Genomic DNA, 19,475 nt, shown 5'->3' with positions numbered 1-19,475 from the left:
GCCGCCATGGCCATCGCGTCCCCTGCGCTTGCGCACGCCGCATCGGCGGAGGAGTCCGGGGACGCGCTCGGCGATGCCGCCGGGCAGGCGGAACGGGAGCTGCGACAGACCTTCACCAACCTCCAGTTCGAGGAGTTCGGACCGGCGCCTGTAAGGGGGCCAATATATCAGGCTATCGCCGGCGGGCGAGTCCTCTATTTCGCGCCGGAAAGCGATCATCTGCTGTTCGCGGCGATTTACGACAAGAATGGCGTGAACATCACCGCGATGGCTCAGGACGCCAGCGCGCGAAAGCGGCTCGGGGCGATTGACGAACGCGACGCCCTGGTCATCGGCCCCGTCGGCGCGCCGAAGGTCATCGAGTTCACGGATCCCGATTGCCCCTATTGCCAGGCGCTCGATCGCTTCTGGGCGACAAAGGCTGCGGAAGGCAAGCCGGTCCAGCGGCTCGTCTATTTCGTGAGCGGTATCCACCCGGACGCGGCCGCCAAGGCCGAGCACATCCTGTGCTCGCCGGACAAGGCGGCGGCGTTCAGGGCGATTTATGCGGGCGCGAGCCCTCCCGGTCTGACGAAATGCAAGGCCGGTGCGGAGCAGGTCGCGCGCCACGGAGCAACAGTCCGCAAGATGGGCATTTCCGGCACCCCCACCCTCTTTGTCGATGGGAAGTTCGTGTCGGGCTTCCAGCAGGCGGAACTCGAGGCGTTCCTGAATGGGAAGAAGGGAGCCGCTGGCGCCGATCCCTGATCGGCAGCCTCACCCCCCCAAAGAATTTCTGGCGGGCCCCGATTGCTCCCTGCCGCTCGCATGAGCGCGACCTGAGGGGATCGAGGACCGGAATGCCGGCGGCATCGGCTTTTTTGGAGACCGTCCACCGCTGCCGTCGGCCGGAAACGATTTTCGTCGTGCCGGCAGGTATCTTCGGACGGTCTCCCTTCAAGGAGAATGGACATGATGACAATGTTTCGGGGAAGGACGGTCCGCACGGTTGACGCGGCAGTCCTTTTCCTCCTGGCCGCAGTCGCGTGCGCCGGCGTGGCCCACGCATTCCAGGCGCCGGCGGCCGGCGACCTCGGTTACGACATTTACGACATCGTCGTGAACAAGGGCGTGAAGGGCCCGCTGGGCTTCGTTGGCGGCGTCGCCGCCTTTCTGTTCGGCGTCTCGCGGCTCTTCTCCAACATCATGATCGGCATCCCGACGATCGTGGCGGCGGTCTGCCTCATCAAGGCGGATTCGATCCTCCAGACCTTCGGCATGGTGATCTGACATTCGGCGCGCCGTCGCAGGAGGACCCGGCGACCGACGCGTCATCCGGAACCGGAAGTGGTGGTCATTTCCGGGATGTCACGCCGACGCGTGATGAAGCATGGGAGAAGGGCGTTGGATGAACGTCTGCCGCAGTTCCTGCATCGACCGGTCCAGATCCTCTGGTTCGACGCCCAGGAATTTGTCGTCGTCATGAGCACGATCTTCGTCGCGGTCATCGTCGGCGGCCTGATCGGCTGGGGACTCATCGGCGCCCTTCTCCTTTTCCTTCCGTGGAAGCGAACCAAGCCGCGCGGTTTCATTCCGCACCTCGCCTGGCGCTGGGGTCTCATCCGTTTCCGCTTCTACCCGGGTCCAACCCAGACCCGCTTCTTCGAGTAGGTCCGATGGCAGGTTTCTTCAGACGCAAGGACAGCGCCGACATGATCGGCGATACGCGCCCGAGCTGGCATTTGCACCGCTATCTCCAGGGATCGGCCAACCTTTTCGAGGAGAACCGGTTGCTGAAGTTCGCGATCGCGGGTCTCTTTGGCGTGAGCATGGTGCTCGGCACCGTCATCTATTCGACGAACCAGGCTCAGCGCACGGTCATCGTCCCGTTCGGCGCCACCGGAGACCTTTATGTCACCGGCAGCAAGCCCTCCGAAACCTATCTCCGTACGATCACTTTCAATATCGTCGGTCTTGCGGGGACCTATTCCGCCTATTCGGCGGACCGGCAATTCCAGGAACTGCTGACGATCGTCCATCCAAGCGCCTACAACGCGCTTCGCGATAGTCTCAGTCATTTGCTGGGCGAGCTCGAGAATAATCCGACGCTGTCGATCGCGACCTATATTCGGGGTGACCAGCCCGTCACCTACACGGCCACTGAAATATTGGTGCCCGTCGAAAAAGTCCGCGTGATCGGCGGCGTGATCCGCAAGTTTCGTGGCAATCTGCGCATTCGCTACGCGACCGAAAATGGCCGTTTCTGGCTGACCGCCCTCCAAGAGGAGAATTTCAATGCCGATATCCGGTAACCGCCGGAGGTTTGCCTGCCTCCTCGGCGCACTGCTGGCGCCGTCCGCAGCCCTCGCCCAATCGGTCTCCGTGCTCCCCGACCAGACCAGCCGCATCCGGCTCTCCAATCGCGACGTGAACCATGTCGTATGCGTCGGCGGCGAGATCGAAGATGTGAAATTTTCGGCGGAAAAGGGCCTTGCGGTCGAGCGCGGCGGATCAGACGCCTGGATCAAGTTCCTCGTCCACGAAATGGACGATGCCGGCGCCAAGACCCGCAGCTATGTGACAACGCCGTCCGAATTCTTCGTTTCGTGCAACGGCGCGATCTATCCGCTCTATGCCGAACCCGCCGACATCCCCGCACAGACGGTGACGCTCGTTCCCGGGTCCGCCCAGCGCACGCGGGCCAATGACGCCCTGCTCGCACCGCTGGTCGAGGAAGAACGGGCCGTGGGCATCGCGCTCGCGATCCTTCAGGACCGCGTTCCCGCATCCTTCACCGAGGTCGCTCCCGCGCGTGAGGCCGTCGCAGTCGGCGACCTGCCGCAGGTCAAAACGACCGAGCGGCGGCGCCTTGAAATCGAGGGCGCAGGTCTTTCGGTAAGCGAATATCTGCTTCACGCAACAGAAGCGACCTCGCTCGACGAGCGCGATTTTCTCGACAATGCCTTTGGTGCCGATATCTTCTCGGTGACGCTCGACCGCTTGACGCTCGCCGCGGGAGACACCGCGCGCCTCATCGTCGTTCGCCGGAGTGCGCAGCCGTGAGCGCCGAAGCCGACAGCGCCGCAACAGGCGATGAAACGCTTGTTCGCGAGATAACGTCAGCCGAGGGATCGCAAGGTCCGGCCTTGTTCGATTTCCGGGCGCAGTGGGAGCGCATGACGTCACGGCAGCAGTTGAGAGCCAAGCAAGCCGGGGTCGTATCGGCCATCGCGCTGGTCGGGCTCGGGCTCTACACGGCGAGTTCGTCGAAGGATGCCGAGGCTCCGAAGCCGGCGGAAGCGTCGAAGCTCGACATGGGCGCGGGCCTTCGCGGTGACAGCCTCGAGGTCAAGCTTCGCGGCGATCTGCAAAAGATCCTCGACGGGCAGACGCTGCTGGGCGACCGGGTCACCGCCATCGAGGAAGGCAAGGTCACGCCCGGAAGCTTGGGGGATGGCATGCCCGCCACACAAGGCGGCGCCTACGATGGGCTACCCCCGGCCCTTCCGGGAGATGCCCCGGCCTATCCGCCCGCTCCGCCCGAAGCGAACGGCGAGGCGGGTGTGATCCCGCCCCCGCCCGCAGCTCCAGCCGCCCCGGCAGCGCCGCCGGCGCCCCCCATTGAACGCCAGGTTGGCGCAATCGGCGCGGCGACCACGGCCGTGGTTCCCGAAGGAGGCGCGGCCGGCGGGGCTCGCTCAAAAAAAGCGAACCGGACGATTTATTTGCCGCCTGGTTTCATGCGGGCACGGCTCCTGACCGGGATCGACGCGCTGGCGAGCAAGGACGCGACCAATAATCCAGAGCCGATCATCGCGCGCGTCCAGGCGCCCGCCGTTCTGCCGAACGATGTGAAAGCCAATCTGGCCGGGTGCTTCGTAATCGGCAACGCAACCGGCAGCCTCGCCAAGGAGCGGGTCGAGGTCCAGCTCGTATCGATCTCATGTGTCGATTTCGACGAGCATGCGGTGGTCGACCAGACCATCAAGGGATTCTTCGTCGACACCGATGGCAAGAAAGGCCTCTCAGGCAAGGTAGTGACGCGCGCGGGCGCGACACTCGCCCGCTCCTTCATCGCGGGCACGATCGCGGGCATTTCGCAGACGGTCGAGGGCACATACGGCAGCGTGTCGACGTCTGCGCTCGGCAGCGTTCGCAGCCTTGATGCCGGCGACGCGGCCAAGGCCGGCATTGCTGGAGGCCTCTCGAAATCGTCGGACAAGCTCACCGACTTCTACCTCGACCTGGCACGGCAAGCCGGCCCGGTGGTCGAGGTGGGCGCCGCCAAGGAGGTCGTGGTCGTCATCCAGGAGGGCATCGCGCTCGAGATCAAGCCCTCCGTCGGAAGCAAATTCTGATGCGCATCTTATCCAAGCCCAAGGGAGAAACCGCCATGGTCCCAAACTTTCGTATCCTGTCGTCCACCCTGCCCGCCCTGGCGATCGCCGCGTCCCTCTCGGGTTGCGCGAGCGTCGGCTCGCTTATGTCGCCTTTTTCGGAAAAGTTCGACTGCAAGAACTCTGATCATGGCCAATGCATCCATCCCGAGCGCGCCTATGAGGATGCCGTCGCCGGCGCGCGTTCGAAGTCGGATCCGGCGGTGACCAACGACCAGAAAATGTTGCGCAGCATAAATGACGGCTCCGCGGCTCCGAAGGCGCGCGGCCGGACAGGCGGGGACGTCTATGGCAGCTACAAGGAGAGCGTCTACCAGGAGCTCAAGGGCCTGATTGATGCGCCGGTGACACCGATGCTGCGGCCGGCGCGCACCGTTCGGACGCTCATCCTGCCCTATGCTGATCGGCAGCGACCCGACCGGCTCTATATGCCGCGTTACATCTATTCCGTGCTGGATAAGCCCACCTGGGTGGTCGGCGGTGCGCTCATCACCTCGCCTGCCCGCGCCTCCCAAGCGCCCATCTTGTCGCAGGTCAAGGAGTCCTCCAGATCGGATGCCGTCCCGCCGGTCGCGGAACCCCGGCCATGAGCAGGCAGTCCTCGAACCTCAGCTTCGCGCGGATGCGCAGCGCCGTGCAGCGGGACAGTTTCTCGAACTATCTGCCGATGGTCGCATGGGACGCTGGCAGCGAGGCGTTCCTGTGCATTGACGACAGCTGGGGGCAGGCCTGGGAGATCGTCCCGACCGCCTATATGTTTACGCACGTCCAAGGCGCGCTCCAGGGACTGCTGAACATCCATTTCCCGGACGGCACGGTTCTCCAGATCCACACCTTCGCCGATCCGCTGATCGACGACGCGCTCGACGCCTTTCTCGATCTCAAGACCAGGGATGATCCGCTGATCCAGGCCTCGGCGCGCCGGACGCGCGATTATCTGAGCGCAGGACGCCATGGCCTCGACGCGCTGCACGGCATTCCGGTCCGAAACTTTCGCACCCTGTTGTCGATCAAAACGCGGCGGCCGCTCGGCGAGGATCTTCGCCGGCAGGTCGAGGAGCAGCTTTCCAAACTGGGTATCCGGCGTCTCCCGCCCGAGGAGATCATCTGCTTCTACCGGCGGATTTTCAACGGCGTCGCCAATGCCGCGCCGGGCGTCTTCGCCGATGGGACCACAGTCGGGGCGCCGCCGATCGCCAAGCAGATCATTGATGCCGGCCCCGATCTTCTGTTCGAAGGACCCGAGGTATTCCTTGGAAATCAGGTCGCCCGGTGTCTTACGCCGAAGGCGCCGGCGCGGCGGATCACCGCCGAGCGGGCCAATCGTTTCCTGGGTGGGATGCGCGGCGCATCGGAGGACAGCGACCAGATAGGCGGGCCGTTTCTCTACACGCTCAATGTCCTCTTCGATCATTCTCAATTCGAGATTCACAAGCGCGCACAGATCCTCTCCGCGCAAAAGGCGGCGGGGAGTTTCGCCGTCGAGGTCGGCAAGCAGATCGACGAGATCGGCTGGATTCTCGATGAGGCCGGGAATTCCAAGTTCGTCCGGGTGATCCCGTGTCTCTGGGTGTTCGGGCGCGATCGTGGCCATGCCCGCGAGATGGCCGCGCGGGCGAAGCGCCTTTGGGAAGGCGAGCCCTTGCCATTCTCGATGCAGGAAGAAAGCTATCTCAATCCAACGCTGCTGGTGATGAGCCTGCCGTTCGGGCTCTATCCCGATCGTACAACGCTGCGGCTCCTCGAACGCGACTTTCGAATGCCGGTCAAGGCCGCTGTGCTTCTGGCGCCCGTGCAGACCGACTTCCGGGGCGGCGGGCGGCCGTCGCTGCTCTACACTGGACGCAAGGGCCAGCTCGTGACGCTCGATCTATTCGATCCGCGCATCAACAATTACAATTTCATCGTGTCGGCCGAGAGCGGCGCGGGCAAGAGCTTTCTCCTCAACAATCTCTGCCAGCAATATTATGCCGGCGGGGCGCTCATCCGCATCATCGATATCGGCGGCAGCTACCGCAAGCTTTGTACCTTGTGCTCGGGCCGCTATATCGACATCGGCGAGGAGCGGCTCGTCCTCAACCCCTTCGACATGGGGCTAGCGCTCGACGGGGACGACAAGCAGTCGGCGATCAGCATGGCGGTTGCGATTGTCGCCGAGATGGCGAACGCCGCGACGCGCAAAGGCGTTACCACGTCCGAATGGAATCTCCTGAAGTCCGCTGTCCAGTGGACTATCGACACGGGCCGCGCGGATCATGGTATCGACGCGGTGCGCGACTGGCTCGGCACTTATCCGGAGCGGGTCGAATCCGGGTTGGACAGCGTCGAGCATCTCGTGCCGACCGCGCGCGAACTCGCCTTCAATCTCCGGGATTTCGGGTCGGACGGGGCTTATGGCCATTATTTCAACGGCCCCTCCACGCTTGACATCCGCTCCGACGAGTTCGTCGTGCTCGAGCTCGAGCGGCTGAAGGCGATGCCCGATCTCTTCAATGTCATCGTCATGGTTGTCGTCAATGCGGTCACGCAAGAGCTCTATCTCTCGGCGCGCGATCGGCCGCGCTTCGTCCTCTGCGACGAAGCCGCGCAGTTCATGACGCGGACCGAGGGCCAAGACTTGTCGCGCCTCGCCGAAGCCTTCGGCCAGGGCTATCGCCGCGCGCGCAAATATCGAGGATCGTTCGGAATCGTGCTGCAGAGCATGAACGACCTCGCGCTGTTCGGCGGTACCGGACAGGTGATCCTAGAGAATGCCGCGACCCGGTTCCTGCTGCAGGGGTCGACCTATGATCGCGCGGTCGACAACAAGATTCTCGATTATTCGGGATTCGTCCTCGACCTGTTGAAATCAGTTCGTAACTCAAAGCCCAATTATTCCGAGGTCTTCATAGACTCGCCGCTCGGGCTCGGCATCGCCCGCCTCGTGGTCGATCCTTTCTCCTATTGGATCAACACCTCGGCGCCCGAAGAGGTCGCGGCATTTGAAGCGCTGATCCATCAAGGACTCTCCCCGCTCGAGGCGATTTGCCGGTTGGCCGGTGTCGATCCGGACGAGGTCGGGAGCACAGCGGGGCCCCGCCCGTCGATGCGTGACGTCGCATGATGCGCGCCCGGCCCGCCCCCTCTTCCGAGACGCTGGAACTGACAGTGGCCGACATGGAGATCGTCGACCGGCTGGTCGAGGAACGGCTGGCCGCGCGCTTCGAGTCTGAGTCCTTCATCTGGCGCTTCCGTCTGGTTTCGGTCGAGACCTTTATCATGGGCGCGCTCGTTCTGGCGGCGGGACTCCTGCTCAAGCAGCCGGTGATGATGGTGCTCCGCGCTAGCGTGCTGGTTGCCGCCACCTGCTTTGCAACCGGCCTGTCGTTGCTGCTTCTCTCGGCTTGGGCAGCGAGGGCCATGACACGGCTACGCCAATGGTGGCAGCGATGAACGGGCTCATCTCAGGAGCACCGTCGCAGCAGGCGGTCCGGATGGTACTCGGCGGATTCCTCCTCCAGGTAGTACAGAGCATGCTTCTGCTCCTCGCGGCGGCACCGGGATCCAACGAGCGGCAGCTGATCTGGGTGCTGACCCCGCTCGCAGTGGCCACATTGGTCCTGTCGCTGATCGGATTTCCCGACCCGCCCGCACATCATTGGAGACGGCGCCATGGGCTATAGCCACGAAGCTGTCGCGCGGCGGCGCGCCTGGCTGCTCGTCGCTTTCGCGAGTGGCGCAATCGCGAGCGCCTCGGCTGCAGCGGTCATCGCTACACGAAATAGCACAATCGGGCGCACCTGGGCGATCGCCGAACCCGACGCGCTTGCCGAGATCGAGGCCAAGGTCGCCACACTGCCCCGTGACATGAGCAAGAATTTTGGACCGCGTAGCCGCTGGAGCGCACTGAAGGCGGCCGCTCTGCCTCCGGCACCGACGGACCGGGTGCGGACGGTGGTGCCCTTCTACACGCTCGAATTCGACATCAAGCTGCCCGACGGGCGCATGGTCTACCCGAAGGGGTTCACCCTCAATCCGCTATCCTATGTGAAGATGCCGCAACGCCTTGTGATCGTCCATCCGCGCGACCTTGGCTGGGCGCTCCGGGTTGCCGGGCCGTCGGATTTTATCCTGCTCACGGCGCTTGGCTCCGACAGCGGCGATGCGATCGCACTCGGCGAACGGAGCGGCCGGGCAATCTACATTCTCGAAGAGCGGGTGAAGCAGCGTCTCGGTCTTAGCGCCGCGCCAGTGATCGTCGCGCAGTCGGGCACGCAGTTGGTGCTCACGGAATTCGGCCCCAAGAGCCGCACGCTGGAGGGGACCCCGCGATGACGCACCGTCTTTCGTTGTGCTTCGTCGGCCTGCTGATCAGTCTCGGCGTCTCGCTTGCCTGGCCTTCCCAGGCTCATGCCTCGAAATGCGAAGCCGGCACCATCTTCAACCCGATCACCAAGGTACGCTGGACCTGCGTCTTCCCGATCACCGTCGGCGGCGTCCGGATCGGAAGCTATGACAAACTCGACAAGGCACTCGACGCGCAATCGGCATCAAAGCCGCTTTGCGCCTGTCGCAAGGGCGTGCAGTTCTGGTTCGGGGTGAAGGTATCCTACTGGTCGCCGAACCGGATGATCGACGTCGTGACCGAGCCTGGCTGCATGATCGCGCTTGGCGCTGACCTGATGCCGACTGGGGGACGCTTGCAAGGGAGCCAGTCGTCGATCGCGGACGGCACCAACACCCGCAAAATGTTTGCGCAGATGCATTATTATATCTCGCCGGTTTGGGCGATGCTCGACATGTTCACCGACCTGCCATGCCTTGAGAATGACGGGTTCGACGTCGCGCTGATCACCGAGGTGCTGCCGACATGGCAATCGAGTGCCCTCGGCGCAATCATCCAGCCCGAAGGGATATTGTTCGGCAATCCCGCAGCAGGTCTCGCCTGTATGGGCGACAGCGCGGCCGCGGCCGCTGGCAAGGTCATCGATCCGCTCTTCTGGTGCATGGGGAGCTGGGGTGCGACCTATCCCGTCGCCGGCGACATCCATTTCGACGACAGCGTCGAGGCGTGGGCCGGTCTCGCCGCGCGCGGCACCTTCATGATGGGACGCCTCGGCGCGCTGACGATCAGCTCGGCAGACGGCTGCTCCTTCATCCCCCAGCCGATCTGGACCAAGTCGCGATACAAGCTCCAGATCATGGAGCCGGTCAAAGGCGGCAAATGCGTCAATATTGGTCGCCCCGGTGCGCTCTGGACGAGCGCCAAGCACGCGCCTGGCAAGGACAATGCCCAGTTCATGCTCTTCGAGAAGGTCATCTGCTGCGCCGGGATACCCGTGCCATGAGACCGCTGACCTTCCATCATTTCGCATGGCTCTCCGGCCTCGTTTGGAGGTTCGCCCGCCAAGGCCTCGACGGCCGCCGGTGGCCATGCGGAACTGGGGCGGTGCCGCCCTCCCCTCCCGGCACCGCCCCAGACCCGGCCAGCGCGGCTTCCGCGCCACGGCGGATCAGGCGCCCCTCCCTGAACCGGTCTGCTGTGGCAGCCGCGCTGGCCACCCTGATAGGCTCATCCCCAGCTCAAGCGCAGTCGATGGAGGAGCGGGCACGAAGCGCGGCCGAGGCATCGCGCGCGAAGAGCGGTGACAGCGAGGCGATCCAGCGCAACTATGTGACGCCCGGCCTCGCGGGACAGCCCGTCAGCACTGTCGATAACAGCAAGGCCTTTACGCCGAACCTGGCGTGCCGGAAGACCGCGACCTTGATGGAAGTGCTCGTCCAGCCCGGCGCGGGCGGCGACCTCGCCACGATCAGCGTCGCTCGCGACAGTGACCTCGACGGGACCATCGACGATCGATCGAGCCTCGGCGTGCCGGTCTCGGGCATTTGCGCGAACGGAGTCATCTCGTGCGCGCCGGGAACGTGGGAACAGTGCCGCCCTTTCCGGTGGGATGTCAGCGCGGACCGCCGGATCAAGTTGACCGAAGTCGAGCTACCCGAATTGGCCGGATGCTATTGCATCAACAACAGCTGCGGCGTGAACCTTGCCTGGGATAATCTCGCATCGGTTCTGCGCGACCTCGGCGGCGGCATGATCGGGGCCTTGACCACGGCCGATCCCCGTTATGGCGTGGCCGAAGCGGTCATCGACGAGCCGGTAATCCGTTATGTCGGGTCCGAGACCACCGCCTGCACAGGCGCGCCGTCGCTTCCGCAAACAGCCTATCGCGGCAATCCTTCCGCAATCCAGGGCGACGCGAACGCGGCTTCCCAAGCCAGCTCGGTCTTCCAGGCCGTCCTCGCCTCGCCAGCGGGCACAGGCAAGGCCGAACAGACGCGGGCCTGCACGATCGAACGCGAGGTGACGGTGAAATCCTGGAGCTATGACGACATCGTAACGGCATCGGGGCCGTTCGAGTTCGTGCAAAGCTGCGGGCCCGACTGCCGGCGCTACCGGCTCGCGGGCGAGGGAAATTGCTCGGCCACCCCGCCGACCTACGCCGCCTTGTTCCGGGTGATGAAGCCCGAACGTATCGTCTCTGCGCGGATTACCCGCATCGCGGGCGACGATTGGGTCCAAGCGCGACTGAACGGCCAGGTCGTCGGCTATGCCGGCAAGCGTCCCTGGCTTGGCGACGGCATTCCGTCCGGCGACTGTTCGGTCGATCTCGACCCGGTCAATACGACGCCGATCGACCTGACGGCCGCGTTCAAGACTGGCGATGCAGAAGTCGCGATGCGCGTGCGGGGCGGCAACGGCAAGCGCTGGGGTGCCGTCGACGTCGAGGTCCGCGTCGATACGAGTTGCGAATTGTTCGAGCGCATCGTTGACCTCTGCTCAGGCTACGCGGCGGAGCCGGCCTGCCGCCTCGTCGATGAAAATGTCGACGGCGTAGAGACTTTCCGGAATGGCGCGGCGACAGGGTTGCGGCCCCTGCCCCAGACAAGGCTCTTCGGAAGCGCCGCCTGCACGGTGTCGCTCGGGCGTCCCTTCTTTCTCCGCTCGCGGCGCTATCGCTGCGCGATCGATACGGCCGATGTACCGCGACCGGACACCAGCCGGGGCGCTTATATCATCGATCACTCGACCGAGACGTTGCTCGGCGACCGCATCCGGCAGAAGGACGGCGCTTTCGTCACTTGGTCGACCGGCTTTTCGCTACCCGATCGCGGCAGTGTTCCGGTCTGCGAGCCGATCTGCAAGACGCGCGCGATCAAGGCGAACAATGGCGTGGCGCCTTCCGGCGTGGTCGGAGCCTTGCAGAACGACCCGAGCGGCACCGACATCTTCTATCATGGCTGCGACGGCGCCAATCGCTGCCCGGCGGGTCCCGGTGAGGAGGTCGTATCGGCGTGCGGTTGCCTCGACGATTTTCCAGAGGCGGTCGTCATGATGCAGTCAGTGCGGCTGGCGGGGGCGGATCTCGTTTGCACGGGGACGGTGCGATGATTCCTCACCGGCCAACAACCCTGTACGCTCTGACCCTCACGATGGCGCTCGCGTTCGCCTCGACACTCTGGACGCCTGCCGCCTCGGCGCAATCGCTCCAGATGTGCGCCGCCGATCTTAACAATAGCGGCGATGCGTCCGATCCGGGCGAGATTACCTATTGCCAGCCGACCGCCTCGGGCGCGTTCCTTTGCCCGATCCAGGAGGTCGCCTGCGCCGTCGATCCTGCCGGCGAATATAGCTGTCCGGCAGGACCTCAGTTCGCCTGCCTCACCAAGACTAGCGGGGGCGTGCCGTCCTGCTCGCCTAATCAATGTGCCGATCCCGCGGTCCGTCCGATCGAGGAAGAACCGGCGATCGCCGATCCGGGTGCCGTACCCGACGGTGCGGTCGATGCCGACGGCAATTGCCTTGGCGCAATCGAGATTTTCTCCGGGCGCGGCATGCGGTGCCGCCCGCCCGGGATCAGCACGACCTTGTCCGATTGCTGCAAGGACAAGGGCAAGATCCTGAAGGATGGCATGGGCTCCTCGATCGGATCGGTCGGCACAAAGATCGCGGTCGCAAAGGGCGTCTTCACCGGCATGCAGGCAGCTTATACCGCTTTCAAGGCCGGGGCCACGGCGAGCCAGGCGGCGAGCGCCGGCGCGAACGCGCTCATCGTCGGCATCGATCCAACATCGATCGCGATCAGCCTCGCGATCAATTTCATGATCGATTTCCTGTTCTCGGGCTGTGACCAGCAGGACATGGAGACAGGAATGCTACGCGGATCGGGCATGTGCCACGAGGTCGGCACCTACTGTGCCTCGAGTTTTCTCGGCGTTTGCCTCCAAAAGGCGCGCGGGCATTGCTGCTTCAACACCAAGCTCGGCCGGATCATCCAGGAACAGGGGCGTCCCCAGCTCAAGTCGTTCAACACCAATCCCTGGGGTACGCCCAAGAAGCCGCTGTGCCGCGGCTTCACACCGGAAGAATTCCAGGCGCTCGATTTCAGCAAGATCGACCTCTCCGAATATTATGCGGACATCGAGGCCCGCGCCCAGTCCGATATCCAGATCGACATGAAGGATCGTGTGGATGCGTATCTCAAAGCCGTTCAGCCGCAATAGCGCAGCCCTTCTCCTGTCCCTGCTCGCGGCAGGAGCCGCGCTGGCGCAGGATTCTGCCCGAACCCGAATGGAGGAGGAGGGACCCGCCGCCATGGAGCGGGTCGAGCGCGCGATTTCACGGCAGAAGGCGGAGGCTGCGCCCACCCCTTCTCCCACGCTCCCCCGAAACCAGCATGAGGCCGAACGGCGGCGCGCTTTTGACGGCTTGCGAAAGCGCATGCCGGACGCGCGGATGGACGCGCGTGCCCGCGCCGCCGCGGGTAACGGCGCGGCCCGTCTTGCAGCACAGCGCGAGGCGCAGGCGAAACGGCTGCGCCAGGCCCTCGGACTCGAGCCATCCGAAGAAAAGGCGCTCGCGAAGACCGTCCCGGCACCCGCGGCCAAAAGCTGGGTGCCCGTGCTCTTCGTATCCTCCTCGATGCCCGTCCCGGTGCTGCGCGCCTATGCCGCGCAGCTCGAGCGGGTTCAGGGCGTGCTGGCGTTTCGCGGCATGCCCGGAGGTTTGCGAAAAGTCGGACCGATGGCCAAGCTCTCGGCCGAGATTCTGCGGCTCGACCCCGGGTGCGAGGGGCCGGGCTGCGCAATGCGGAATGTCCAGATCATCGTGGATCCGATCGTCTTTCGGCAGCATGGCGTCACGCGCGTGCCGGCGCTGGCGATGATCCCCGGCGATCCGACCCAGGCGTATTGCGAAAGGGACGATGAGAGCCCCCGCGCCGCCTATCTGGTGTTCGGCGACAGCGCGCTCGCCGGACTGCTCGCGGAATATGCCCGCCTCGGCGGAAGCAAGGAGGTGCAGGATGCTCAGGCTCGCCTTGGTTCTCTTTAACGCGCTTGGAGCATTGTGGCATCGCTTGCGGGGCCTGCCGCGCGAAGCGGCATCCGCGCTCGGCGCGCCCGCGCCCGGCAGGCCGGCGGCACCGCGGCGGTTGTGGATCGCGCTCGCCCTGATCCTCCCGATCGCCTTCGGCGCGGCGGTGGCGATGCCGAGGATCGTGCTCGTCATGAGCCCGTCGATCGACGCCTGGGCGGTGCGCAAGGCGGCGGGTCCCATTCGCCGCGGTGATTATGTCATGTTCGAGCTGCGGCACCCGATCGCCGGCCCCGAGCCGGTGTCGGTAACCAAGCTTGCCCTCTGCGTGCCGGGCGATCGCCTCACCAAGATCGAGATGCCGTCGCGCATGTCCCGGATCGCGATGGACGCACGCTATTTCTGCAACGGTCACCGGCTGGGAACGACCCTCCCCTTCGCCGGCAACGGGATGAAGCTCGAGCATATGCAATGGAGCGGCATCGTGCCGCCCGGCATGGTCTATGTCGGCTCGCATCACCCTCAGGGGTTCGATAGCCGTTATTTCGGGCTTCTGCCGATCACGAAGCTTACCCGAATGGCCCGGTTGATCTGATGCGTGAGCTATTAGAACGGGTGTACTACCTGCACCCTTGCGGGTCCTTTTCACGCCGATAGAATCAGGGGATTTCGACCTGAATCGGCGAGAGTCCCTTGGCTGCCTTCACAAATTTGCGATCGAAGGTCAGAAATGCAGTGCAGTCGTCGGACTTGGCCAAATGCAAGGCATCGGCGAAGTCCATCCCCTCCACCATCCAATCCAGTGCCTGCGCAAGTACAAGAGGTTCCTCCAGCGTGAGGCCGGGGAGACCAGCCAGGTTGCGCAAGCCCCCAGCGATCTGAGCGGGTGTGAAATCATAGCCGCTGCGAAGGACCCATTCGCTTTCGAGCAGGACCGTCGTCGCGATGAAGATGTCCCCGGCCTCGATCGCCGCACGGGCGGCCTTTGCCTGCTTTTTATCGTCGGCGGTGAGAAAGCGAACGATGATATTGGTGTCAATCGCGCGCACGTCGTTTCGCCTCGCGCGAGATCGCTTCGTGCATGTCATCAACCGACAAGGCGGGTCCCTTATATGGCAGGGAACCGAACACAGAATCGATGCTGGATGCGGGGAAAACGGGGACTGGCTTAAGGAGCACGCCCTCGGCAGTATCCTCGACCGTTAGCCGTGTGCCAGCAGGCCAATGGCGTTGATCGCGAATGGTCTTCGGCAGGATGATCTGCCCTTTGGTCGATACAATCGTGGTCAACCGTTCATGCACGCCCACGGAAACTTCCTCCAAGTAAGACATCGGTAAGATAGAGACAGTTACCGCAATTGGCAAGGTCCAGCGGGATAAAGCTCGATCATATGCAATGGAGCGGTATCGTGCCGCCGGGCATAATCTATGTCGGCTCGCATCACCCCAAAGGATTCGACAGCTGCTATTTCGGGCTTCCACCAATCACAAAGCTCAAGCGAATGACGCGGCTGATTTAAGTCGAGGGTTCGCAGAGCGGTCGAGTGGCTTCCATGCTTCGTGAGGGGAGGAACAGTCCCGCTTCGCTCCACGATGATGCCTGGTCGCCCTTCAATCTGACCATTTCGCGTCAAAGTCCGTTGCTGTCTGTCGGGTCTTCGCGATGTTACCGCGCACGGCCTACCAGTCCGGCGATCGCGGCTGTGGGCGCCGCTCGGCCCAACGGACATAATAAGGCGCAAGTTCGCCGGGCAGCGCCGCTTCGAAGGCATCGTCGAGTGGATAGTGCGGCATAGCCTCGGCAACAGCATCGAGGAGAAGCAGCGCCTGCTTCAGGTCCTTGCCACGCTTGAGCGGGTGACGCTTCGATTGCCCGGACATCCACAGCTTCTGGAGCGCAAACCAGCGCGGATCGGGCGCAACGATGCGTGCCGGGCTGCCATTGCGGCAGATGACGACCTGGTCGACGGGTCTCCCCTCAAGCAGCCATTCCTGTTCGGGAAGCGGAATCGGCTGCGGCCGATCGGTACGTGCCATATTGGCCGCACGCGAAGGACCGGCGATGATTTCGACCTCATAGGCGTTGGCGTTGCGCGCCTGAAAGCTACGCCCGGTGTTGACTGTGAATGTCGCATCGACGGCTTTCAGCAAATTCCAGACGATCTGTGCATCCTGTTGGGGATCGATCTCGGTCCAAGCGAGATCGAAGTCGGCAGTCTCGTCGGGAAGTTCGGGAATGAAGCCGCCGGCCTCAAGTGCGTAGGCAGCAACTGCATTGGTTCCCACGACGAGCAGCGCGCCACCCAGCAGCCCTCGCCGATCGGCCTCGCGCAAAATGGGACCGGCTTCGTTGGCGATCATTGGCACGCGCAAGACGCGTGCGATCGAAGCGCTTTCATCGAGCGCCGATCGACTTGCGGCGGCTCGGGCCTTCAGGCCTTCTTTCTCATCACGATAGGCTTCGAGTTGCGCGGCCTGGGCATCCGACCATGGTCCAAGGCTCTTGCCATTGCCCTTGCGGTCGCGGATTTCATAAAGATAGGCTCGCCCGCCAACTTCCTTCCGCGCGAGGCCATAGGGAAGCTGGGCCAGGCCTCGCTCGGCCTCAATCCAGACCTCGTAGCGTTGGCGCAAATTGATGAGCGCCCTCGCCTGTTCATCGGAAAATGCCCTGATCGCCATCGGCAATTTATCCTGCGAATATTGGATTCTGTCAATTGCTGGATAAATCGCTCATATATAGATACTTATACAATCCCATTGAGCGTGTATCAGGGTTTTATCCTGCGATTTTTCGATTTTCGGATTTGCAGGACAAAATCTGATGACGTCGGCGGGCACATGAAACCACTCATGCTCCCATTGTGCGCATTTTGGTCCTTTTGGTGCATAATGAGTTACAAACGGCACTGAAGTGCCCCCCTTCTTGTCGCGCCGTCGCTCGATCCGCACGATGTCGGCATGACATATCTCGTCACCAAACACCGCGCTTTCGAAAAGCGGGCATCCTCCCAAGTCAGTGTAATGCCGTCGCGGCGCGCGCTACTACTGGCTTGCTCGCTTTGCGGTTTGCCCGTGATCGCCATGGCGCAAACCGTGGTCATCGCTCCGCCAGCGAAGCAGGGCTATTGGTGGTACGAGACGCCAGAGCCGAAGAAGGCGGACGACAAGAATCCGGAGGCGCTCACCAAACCCGTGATTCCACCGATGAAGGAGTTGGCGACCTGGACGCCGCCCAAGATCCGCAAGCTGATCGAGCAACAGCGCGACTATGCTGCGACGGTTTTGACCGTTGATGCGGTGGCGGACTTCTGGCGGCTCCAGGACTTTGCCCGGCGCAAGGCGCGCGCCTTCGCCGGGGTGACGCAGATCGCGATGCTCCAGCACCCCGAGCTCAACTCGAAATCCGCCAATCCCATGGTCGGTGACGCACGATCCGGGCTCACCGCCGAGAAGGACAGCATCCGCCGCGCCTATCTCAGAAGCCATGCCGGCGAATTCGCGCTCGTCATGTTCTCGCGTACGACCTGCGGCTATTGCCGCGTCCAATGGCCGATCATCCAGCGCTTCCAGGAAGAGATGGGCTGGCAGGTCACGCTCGTCGATCTCGGCAGTCGGCCTGACGTCGGCCGCCGCTTTGGCGTCGAGGTGACGCCGACCACCATGGTGATCCGCCGGGGCAGCCAGCAGCGCATGGTCATCGCCTCGGGGGTCGAGGCCTATCCCAACCTTTCGCAGATGGCCTATCAGGCGGTCCGGCTCCTGCGCGGAGACATCCGCCCCGAGCAGTTCATGACCGGCCCCGGCGAGGATGCCGGCTTCTTCGATGCGCTGGGCAATGGCCCGGTTTCGGCCACGGACCCGCGCGTAATCGGCGGCGATCTCGTCGAGACCCACGTGGGCGTCGAACCGTGACCCTCTTCCATATCCTGCTCGGCATTCCCGGTCTCGTGTTCGCGATCGGATCGGCCGCAACCGCTCAGACCGTGTCACGCGAAGACGCGATGCGCGCGGCTATCCATCCGGTTCGCGATAACGGTGCGATGCAGGCCTGGCTGTCACGCGTTCCCGTCACCCGCGACTTCCCGGACGATTTCACGAGTACGCTTAGCGGCCACGGCCAAGCTTTCACAATCGAGATGAGCACCGCGCCGGGCTGCCTTCCATGCGCGGACCTCTGGACCAAGCTCGTTGCACTCGGCCGGCACTATGGCTGGCAGGTCCGGACGATCGGTTCGCAAGAAGCTATGCTGCGCTCCGGGCGTCTCGGGCTTCCCTGGGTCGGACACCCCGTGGCCTGGGTTCGCCCGCTCGCGGACGTCAATCGCACGATCCCGGTCGCGGTCGGGACCGATCATCGTCCCAACCTCGCGCGCAATCTCTATCTCGCGGCGAAGATGGCGACGGGCGTGCGCCCCGATGTCGGGGTCCGCGCCATGTCCAAATTCACCGGCATAGTCGGCGTGCCCGCGCGGGCCAGCACCCGGTGACCACGAACAACGTCCGCCGCTCCCGGAACGGGTGGTCAGCCGCCGAGCGACAGCAATTCCTGCGCTGCGAATGGGAGGGGCATCGCCTCTACCCCCTCCTTCAACGGGAAGGCCTCAGCGCCGGGATAGATCGCAATCTTGCGTTGGGGCTTAAGGTCTTCGCACGCGCTGTAGAATCCGCGCTCCATTTTCGGAGCGAGGCTGCGCTTGATTTCGATCGCCCAGAGCGCACCGCCCGGAAGGCTCAGCAGAAGATCGATTTCTGCACCGGCGGCCGTCCGATAGAAGTTCGCGGTGCTCCCTTCAGGCGCGGCTGCGATCATGGTTTCGATGACGAAGCCTTCCCAGCTGGCCCCGGCGACGGGATGTCCCAATATGTCGTCAAGAGTCGTCAGGCCGAGCAGATTGTGCACCAGGCCGCTGTCGCGAACATAAACGCGCGGCGACTTGACCAGGCGCTTGGAACCATTGCTGTGCCAAGGCTCAAGCCGCCGGATGAGCAGCAGATTTACGAGCAGGTCAAGATATCCCGCGACGGTCTTGGAATCCACGCCGAGGCTGCGCGCGAAGTCCGATGCGTTGAGCAATCCCGACTGGTGATGCGCAAGCATCGTCCAGAAACGCCGCAGCGTTTCCGCCGCGATGCGTGGTCCCAGCATCGGAATGTCGCGTTCGAGATAGGTGCGAACAAAATCCTGCCGCCAGCGCTGGCTCACTCGGTCGCTGATTGCCAGAAAACTGTCGAGGAAGCCGCCGCGCACCCAAAGCCGGTCGAGATCCTTCGGCGGCACTTCGAGAGCATCGAGCGGACGCATTTCGAGATAACTGATACGGCCCGCAAGGCTTTCCCCGGATTGAGCGAGCAGGTCTATCGAAGCCGACCCCAAGAGAAGGAAGCGACCGACGCGAAGACCCTTTTGGCGTCCGCGATCAACGAGCCCGCGCAGGATCTGGAAGATGCCGGGCATGCGATGAACCTCGTCGAGAATGACGAGCTGTTCCTCATGGGCCGCGAGATAGAACTCCGGATCAGCAAGCTTCGCCCGGTCGGCGTCCGATTCGAGATCGAGATAAATCGAAGGGCGCCCCTCCGCTATTTCGTGGGCAAGCGTCGTCTTGCCAACCTGCCGCGGCCCAAGCAACGCGACAGCGGGCACCTCGCCGAGGCGCTCCGCGAGCTCCTGCTTGATCCTGCGTTCAATCATCCTTGCATATTCGGAGTTATATTCCGAAAATGCAAGGATGATATGGGAT

The 19,475-nt window shown here is 63.6% G+C and carries 22 protein-coding genes; 18 read left to right on the top strand and 4 right to left on the bottom strand.

Annotated elements, in window-relative coordinates:
• Positions 1–6: 6 nt before the first annotated feature.
• The 16 genes from ATE62_RS09195 to ATE62_RS09120 all read left to right on the top strand — a co-directional run bounded on the left by ATE62_RS09195 (position 7) and on the right by ATE62_RS09120 (position 14,326).
• Positions 7–747 carry a DsbC family protein gene (locus tag ATE62_RS09195; protein ID WP_231728032.1) on the top strand — a complete coding sequence of 247 codons (741 nt, stop codon included), beginning with the start codon at positions 7–9 and terminating at the stop codon, positions 745–747.
• Between the two features lie 204 nt (positions 748–951).
• A complete protein-coding gene (locus ATE62_RS09190; RefSeq protein WP_058539827.1) occupies positions 952–1,269 on the top strand; it encodes a hypothetical protein in 318 nt (105 codons plus the stop codon).
• Between the two features lie 114 nt (positions 1,270–1,383).
• Positions 1,384–1,650 (top strand): hypothetical protein, encoded by a 267-nt coding sequence (locus ATE62_RS09185; protein WP_058539826.1) that lies wholly within the window; start codon positions 1,384–1,386, stop codon positions 1,648–1,650.
• 41 nt (positions 1,651–1,691) lie between these two features.
• Entirely contained in the window at positions 1,692–2,291 is a 600-nt protein-coding gene (locus tag ATE62_RS09180) for a TraE/TraK family type IV conjugative transfer system protein (protein ID WP_197411754.1), read from the top strand.
• A complete protein-coding gene (locus ATE62_RS09175) occupies positions 2,275–3,042 on the top strand; it encodes a type-F conjugative transfer system secretin TraK (protein ID WP_058810000.1) in 768 nt (255 codons plus the stop codon). The genes ATE62_RS09180 and ATE62_RS09175 overlap by 17 nt, the downstream gene beginning before the upstream one ends.
• Before the next feature lie 50 nt (positions 3,043–3,092).
• Positions 3,093–4,337, top strand: a complete 1,245-nt coding sequence (locus ATE62_RS09170) for a TraB/VirB10 family protein (RefSeq protein ID WP_231728061.1) — start codon at positions 3,093–3,095, stop codon at positions 4,335–4,337.
• Positions 4,337–4,966, top strand: a complete 630-nt coding sequence (locus ATE62_RS09165) for a TraV family lipoprotein (RefSeq protein WP_443028729.1) — start codon at positions 4,337–4,339, stop codon at positions 4,964–4,966. Before ATE62_RS09170 ends, ATE62_RS09165 begins: the two co-directional genes overlap by 1 nt.
• Positions 4,963–7,479, top strand: coding sequence for a TraC family protein (locus tag ATE62_RS09160; RefSeq protein WP_058807948.1), 2,517 nt, complete (start codon positions 4,963–4,965; stop codon positions 7,477–7,479). The genes ATE62_RS09165 and ATE62_RS09160 overlap by 4 nt, the downstream gene beginning before the upstream one ends.
• Positions 7,476–7,808 carry a hypothetical protein gene (locus tag ATE62_RS09155; RefSeq protein ID WP_058536471.1) on the top strand — a complete coding sequence of 111 codons (333 nt, stop codon included), beginning with the start codon at positions 7,476–7,478 and terminating at the stop codon, positions 7,806–7,808. The genes ATE62_RS09160 and ATE62_RS09155 overlap by 4 nt, the downstream gene beginning before the upstream one ends.
• An 80-nt stretch (positions 7,809–7,888) precedes the next feature.
• Entirely contained in the window at positions 7,889–8,038 is a 150-nt protein-coding gene (locus tag ATE62_RS23855) for a hypothetical protein (RefSeq protein ID WP_231732560.1), read from the top strand.
• Entirely contained in the window at positions 8,028–8,690 is a 663-nt protein-coding gene (locus tag ATE62_RS09145) for a hypothetical protein (protein ID WP_058807947.1), read from the top strand. The genes ATE62_RS23855 and ATE62_RS09145 overlap by 11 nt, the downstream gene beginning before the upstream one ends.
• Positions 8,687–9,703, top strand: coding sequence for a TraU family protein (locus ATE62_RS09140; RefSeq protein WP_058807946.1), 1,017 nt, complete (start codon positions 8,687–8,689; stop codon positions 9,701–9,703). The genes ATE62_RS09145 and ATE62_RS09140 overlap by 4 nt, the downstream gene beginning before the upstream one ends.
• A 194-nt stretch (positions 9,704–9,897) precedes the next feature.
• Positions 9,898–11,808, top strand: coding sequence for a hypothetical protein (locus ATE62_RS09135; protein WP_331458543.1), 1,911 nt, complete (start codon positions 9,898–9,900; stop codon positions 11,806–11,808).
• A gap of 41 nt (positions 11,809–11,849) precedes the next feature.
• Positions 11,850–12,920 (top strand): conjugal transfer protein TraN, encoded by a 1,071-nt coding sequence (gene traN / locus ATE62_RS09130; RefSeq protein ID WP_058807944.1) that lies wholly within the window; start codon positions 11,850–11,852, stop codon positions 12,918–12,920.
• Entirely contained in the window at positions 12,889–13,749 is an 861-nt protein-coding gene (locus ATE62_RS09125) for a type-F conjugative transfer system pilin assembly protein TrbC (protein WP_058536466.1), read from the top strand. Before traN ends, ATE62_RS09125 begins: the two co-directional genes overlap by 32 nt.
• Positions 13,721–14,326 (top strand): S26 family signal peptidase, encoded by a 606-nt coding sequence (locus tag ATE62_RS09120; protein ID WP_058807943.1) that lies wholly within the window; start codon positions 13,721–13,723, stop codon positions 14,324–14,326. The genes ATE62_RS09125 and ATE62_RS09120 overlap by 29 nt, the downstream gene beginning before the upstream one ends.
• 64 nt (positions 14,327–14,390) lie before the next feature.
• Here ATE62_RS09120 and ATE62_RS09115 read toward each other — a convergent pair whose 3' ends face one another.
• The 3 genes from ATE62_RS09115 to ATE62_RS09110 all read right to left on the bottom strand — a co-directional run bounded on the left by ATE62_RS09115 (position 14,391) and on the right by ATE62_RS09110 (position 16,413).
• Entirely contained in the window at positions 14,391–14,780 is a 390-nt protein-coding gene (locus tag ATE62_RS09115; RefSeq protein WP_058807942.1) for a type II toxin-antitoxin system VapC family toxin, read from the bottom strand.
• Positions 14,767–15,054 (bottom strand): AbrB/MazE/SpoVT family DNA-binding domain-containing protein, encoded by a 288-nt coding sequence (locus tag ATE62_RS22865; protein ID WP_231736220.1) that lies wholly within the window; start codon positions 15,052–15,054, stop codon positions 14,767–14,769. The genes ATE62_RS09115 and ATE62_RS22865 overlap by 14 nt, the downstream gene beginning before the upstream one ends.
• Before the next feature lie 357 nt (positions 15,055–15,411).
• Complete coding sequence (locus ATE62_RS09110) at positions 15,412–16,413, bottom strand: GSU2403 family nucleotidyltransferase fold protein (RefSeq protein ID WP_058807940.1); 1,002 nt, start codon at positions 16,411–16,413, stop codon at positions 15,412–15,414.
• A gap of 402 nt (positions 16,414–16,815) precedes the next feature.
• On the opposite strand from ATE62_RS09110, the gene ATE62_RS09105 reads away from it, so the two are divergent.
• Complete coding sequence (locus ATE62_RS09105) at positions 16,816–17,646, top strand: conjugal transfer protein TraF (protein ID WP_231728031.1); 831 nt, start codon at positions 16,816–16,818, stop codon at positions 17,644–17,646.
• Positions 17,643–18,221 carry a hypothetical protein gene (locus tag ATE62_RS09100; protein WP_231728030.1) on the top strand — a complete coding sequence of 193 codons (579 nt, stop codon included), beginning with the start codon at positions 17,643–17,645 and terminating at the stop codon, positions 18,219–18,221. The genes ATE62_RS09105 and ATE62_RS09100 overlap by 4 nt, the downstream gene beginning before the upstream one ends.
• A gap of 35 nt (positions 18,222–18,256) precedes the next feature.
• Here ATE62_RS09100 and ATE62_RS09095 read toward each other — a convergent pair whose 3' ends face one another.
• Positions 18,257–19,426: an ATP-binding protein gene (locus ATE62_RS09095; RefSeq protein WP_058807938.1), complete on the bottom strand. Its 1,170-nt coding sequence runs from the start codon at positions 19,424–19,426 to the stop codon at positions 18,257–18,259.
• Between the last annotated feature and the right edge of the window lie 49 nt (positions 19,427–19,475).

The organism is Sphingopyxis sp. HIX (genome assembly GCF_001468285.1).
Taxonomy (GTDB): Bacteria; Pseudomonadota; Alphaproteobacteria; order Sphingomonadales; family Sphingomonadaceae; genus Sphingopyxis.
Note: the sequence above shows the minus strand (reverse complement) of the source record. Positions and strands in the feature narration are given on the sequence as shown.